Annotated in this window: 1 protein-coding gene; it reads left to right on the forward strand. The window is 74.1% G+C overall.

Translation table 11 applies throughout. The features are described 5' to 3' along the window. Window positions 1-5,073 (forward strand): type I polyketide synthase (locus B7767_RS05230; RefSeq protein WP_143652217.1); only part of this gene is annotated, 5,073 nt, incomplete at both ends.

Raw genomic sequence — 5,073 nt, forward strand, 5'->3', positions numbered from 1 at the left:
GCCCTGGCGCCGGCGGAGGGACTGGCGCTGCTCGACGCGGCCGCCGGCGCCGCCGAGCCCGCGCTGGTGCTCGCCCGGTTCGACCGGGCGGCCCTCGACACGCCCCCGCCGCTCCTGAGCGGCATCGTCCGAGGCCGCCCGCGCCGCGTCTTTGACACCACCGCACCCGCGGCCGACACCTTGCTGCGGCGGCTGGCCGGGCTCCCCGAGGAGGAGCGCGTCCCCGAACTCGTCGGCATCGTCCGCTCCCAGGCCGCCGCCGTCCTGCGCCACGCCGGAGCCGACGCCGTCGACCCCGACCTGACCTTCCGCGACCTCGGGTTCGACTCCCTCACCGCGATCGAACTGCGGAACCTGCTGAGCGCCGCCGTCGGAATCCGGCTGCCCGCCACCCTCGTCTTCGACTACCCGACCCCCGGCGACCTGGCGCGGCACCTCCTGGAGGAGCTGTCCGGAGCCGTGACGCGGACCTCCGTCACCTCCGTGGTGACGCCCGCGGACGACGAACCGATCGCCATCGTCGCCATGGCGTGCCGTTATCCGGGCGGCGTGGACTCGCCCGAGGGACTGTGGCGGCTGGTCGACGAGGGCGTCGACGCGATATCGGAGTTCCCGACCGACCGCGGCTGGGACGTCGAGGGCATCTACGACCCCGAACCGGGCAAGCCCGGGAAGACCTATGTGCGCAACGGCGGATTCCTGCACGACGCCGCCTGGTTCGACCCGGACTTCTTCGGCATCAGCCCGCGGGAGGCCCGTGAGATGGACCCGCAGCAGCGGCTGCTCCTGGAGGTGTCCTGGGAGGCACTGGAACGGGGCGGAATCGCCCCCACCACGCTGAAGGGCAGCCCGACCGGGGTGTTCGCGGGCGTCATGTACCACGACTACGCCGGCGGAACCGGCGGCGGGAGCCTCGTCTCCGGCCGCGTCGCCTACACCCTCGGTCTCGAGGGCCCCGCGGTGACCGTGGACACGGCCTGCTCGTCGTCGCTGGTGGCACTGCACTGGGCGGCGCAGGCGCTGCGCTCGGGGGAGTGCACCCTCGCCCTCGTCGGCGGTGTGACCGTCATGGGGACGCCGCAGACGTTCATCGACTTCAGTGAGCAGCGCGGCCTGTCCGCCGACGGCCGCTCCAAGTCCTTCTCGTCCTCCACCGACGGCACCTCCTGGAGCGAGGGCGTCGGAGTCCTCGTGGTCGAGCGGCTGTCGCAGGCGCGCCGCAACGGGCACCCCGTGCTGGCGGTGGTCCGGGGGAGCGCCCTGAACCAGGACGGCGCCAGCAACGGCCTCACGGCACCCAACGGCCCGTCCCAGCAGCGGGTGATCCGCCAGGCGCTGGCCGCCGCGGGGCTGTCGGCGGCGGACGTGGACGCCGTCGAGGCACACGGCACGGGCACGACACTGGGCGATCCGATCGAGGCCCAGGCGCTGCTCGCCACGTACGGGCAGGACCGCGCCGAGGACCGGCCGCTGTGGCTGGGGTCGGTCAAGTCGAACCTGGGACACACCCAGGCGGCGGCCGGCATGGCGGGGATCATCAAAATGGTGCAGGCCATGCGGCACGCGAAGCTGCCCAGGACCCTGCACGTGGAGGAGCCGACGCCACGGGTGGACTGGACGGCGGGCGACGTCCGGCTGCTGACACGGGCGCGGGAGTGGCCCGGCGACGGCCGTCCGCGTCGCGCGGGGGTGTCCTCGTTCGGGATCAGCGGAACGAACGCGCACGTGATCATCGAGGAGGCGCCGCCGGCCGGGGACGAGCCGGGGGAGCGCCGCGAACTGCCGGTCGCGCCGGTCGTCGTCTCGGCCAGGACGCCCGAGGCGCTGCGGGCCCAGATCGAGCGGATCGGCACGTTCACCGCGGGCCGCGACCCGCTCGACGTGGCGTTCTCGGCGGCGACGGGACGTGCCGCTTTTGAACACCGTGCGGTGCTCCTCGGACCGGAGACGATCACCGGGACGGGCGGTGACGGCAGGACGGCCTTCCTGTTCACCGGCCAGGGCAGCCAGCGTCCGGGCATGGGCCGGGAGCTGTACGACGTCTTCCCCGCCTTCGCGGCGGCGTTCGACGAGGTGTGCGAGGCGACGGGGCTGCCGCTGAAGGAGGTCATGTGGGGTGACGAGGAGGCGCTGAACCGGACCGAGTTCACCCAGCCCGCGATCTTCGCCCTGGAGGTGGCCCTCTTCCGGCTGGTGCACTCCTGGGGGATCAGCCCCCACTTCCTGGCCGGGCACTCGATCGGCGAACTGGCGGCGGCCCACGTGGCGGGGGTCTTCGACCTGGAGGACGCGGCGCGCCTGGTGGTGGAACGGGGACGGCTGATGCAGGCGCTGCCGCCCGGCGGGGCGATGGTGGCGATCCGGGCCACGGAGGACGAGGTCACCCCGCTGCTCACCGCCGGGACGGGCATCGCCGCGGTCAACGGTCCTTCCTCGGTGGTCGTCTCGGGCGCCGAGGACGCGGTGAACGCGATCGCCGGACACTTCACCGACCGCAAGAGGAACCGCCTCTCCGTCTCGCACGCGTTCCACTCGCCGCTGATGGACCCGATGCTGGAGGAGTTCCGCGAGGTCGCCGAGCGCGTCACCTACCACGAGCCGAAGATCCGGCTGGTCAAGGACATGGCGTCGGCCGCGTACTGGGTGGGGCACGTACGCGACGCGGTCCGCTTCGCCGACGACGTGCGCCGGCTGCACGACGAGGGCGTGACGCGGTTTTTGGAGATCGGCCCGGACGGCGTCCTGACCGCCATGACGCAGCAGAACGTCGAGGGGACGGCGGCGGCCACGCTGCGCCGCGACCACCCCGAGACGGAGAGCCTGTTCGCCGGAGTCGCACGACTGTACGCCGAGGGCGTGCCGGTCGACTGGAGCGCCGTCCTCGACGGGCGCGGCGCGCGGCGCGTCGAGCTGCCCACCTACCCCTTCCAGCGCGAACGGTACTGGGTGACCGAGCAGGCGAAAGCCGTCGCAGGACTCGACCTGGTCGAGCACCCGCTGCTGACCGCGAAGGTCGTGCTGCCGGACACCGGCGGAGCCGTGTTCACCGGACGGCTCTCCCTCGACTCCCACCCCTGGCTCGCCGACCACGACGTGCTGGGCACCCTGCTGCTGCCCGGCACCGGCCTGGTCGAGCTGGCGCTGCAAGCCGCCGACCGGGTGGGATGCGCGGCGATCGACGAACTGACCCTCGAGGCGCCCCTTGTCGTCCCCGAGAAGGGCGGGGTCGCGGTGCGGGTCGTGGTCGGCGGCCCGGACGGTTCCGAGGCGCGCACCGTCGAGATCTACTCGTCCCCCGACGACGAGACCTGGATCCGCAACGCGACCGGTGGCATCGCCCCGTCCGGCGGCTCGCCGTCGGACGACCTGACCGTCTGGCCCCCGAAGGGCGCGACGCCGATCCCGGTGGACGGCGCCTACGAGCGGCTGCTCGCCCGCGGGTACGACTACGGCCCGGCCTTCCGAGGACTCAGGGCGGCCTGGCGACGCGGTGCCGAGGAAGTGTTCGCCGAAGTCGCGCTCCCGGAGGGGACGGACGCGGCCCGCTTCGGCCTGCACCCGGCGCTGCTGGACGCGGCGATGCACGTCGGACTGATCGAGGACGGCGAGGACGAGGCACCGGAACTCCCCTTCTCCTGGAACGGCGTCACGCTCCACCGGGCCGGTGCCTCGGCACTGCGCGTCCGGCTGTCACGCAACGACGGGGAGGACGGCTCGACGGTGCTGGTCGCCGACGAGAGCGGAGAGCCCGTCCTCTCGGTGGAGGTCCTGGCCGCGAGGCCCGTCTCGGTCGGGCAACTGCGGGCCGGCGCCGACCGCAGGGCAGCACTGTTCACCCTGACCTGGACCGAAGCCGCCACCGGCCCCGCGCAGCGGACGCCCGTCGTGGTGTACGAGGCTCCGCGCGCCGACGGCGATACGCCCGAGGCCGTCCGCACGGTCACCGACGCGGTGCTGGCGCGGATCCAGGAGTGGCTCACCGGGGAACACAGCGGCGAGGAGAAGCTCGCGGTCGTCACCCGTCGCGCGGTGCCGGCCGGGGGCACGGACGTCGAGCTGAGCCAGGCACCCGTGTGGGGCCTGGTCCGGGCCGCCGCGGCGGAGAACCCCGGCCGGTTCATGCTGATCGACCTCGACGACGAGGCGACCGTGCCGCCGCTCGTGGACGAGCCCGAGATCGCGGTCAGGGGCGGCGAAGTGCTCGTCCCCAGGTTCGCCCGCGTTCCCGCCGCGGCGGTCGACGGGGCGCACGCCCCCTGGGGCCCGGCGTCGACGGTGCTGATCACGGGCGGCACCAGCGGCCTGGGTGCCCTGGTCGCCCGGCACCTGGTGACGGCCCACGACGTACGGCGGCTGGTCCTCACCAGCCGCCGGGGCGAGAGCGCACCGGGCGCGGCGGAACTGCGCGCCGAACTGGCGGCCCACGGAGCGCGCGTCGACATCGAGGCGTGCGACGTGGCCGACCGTGCCGCGCTGGCCGGGGTGCTGGCCCGTCATCCGGTCGACGCGGTCGTGCACGCGGCCGGTGTCGTGGACAACGGTCTGGTCCGAGGGCTGACGCCGGAGCGCGTGGAGACGGTCCTGCGGCCCAAGGTGGACGGGGCCTGGAACCTGCACGAGCTGACGGCCGACCGCGACCTGTCGGCATTCGTGCTGTTCTCCTCGCTCGGCGGTTCCCTGCTGGCCGCCGGACAGGGCAACTACGCCGCGGCCAACGTGTTCCTGGACGGGCTCGCCCAGCACCGCCACCGGGCCGGCCTGCCGGCGACGTCCCTGGCGTTCGGTCTCTGGGAGGCCGACACCGGGCTCGGCAAGCTGGAGGCGGCCGATCTGCACCGTATGCGGCGCATGGGCCTGCCCGCCCTGTCGCAGGAGGAGGGCCTGGCGCTCCTGGACGACGCGCTGCGCACGCGGGAGCCCGCGCCGGCGCCGTTCAGCCTGGACACGGCGGCCCTGCGGGACCATGACACCGATCGGCTCCCCCCTCTGCTGCGCGGCCTGGTGCGTGCCCGGCGCCGCCGCGTCGGCGGTCCGGCCGCGGACGACGGTGCGGAGCTGCGGCGCAGGCTGGCG

Origin of the sequence: Streptomyces sp. 13-12-16, from assembly GCF_002114215.1 — a bacterium.
Classification (GTDB): Bacteria; Actinomycetota; Actinomycetes; order Streptomycetales; family Streptomycetaceae; genus Streptomyces.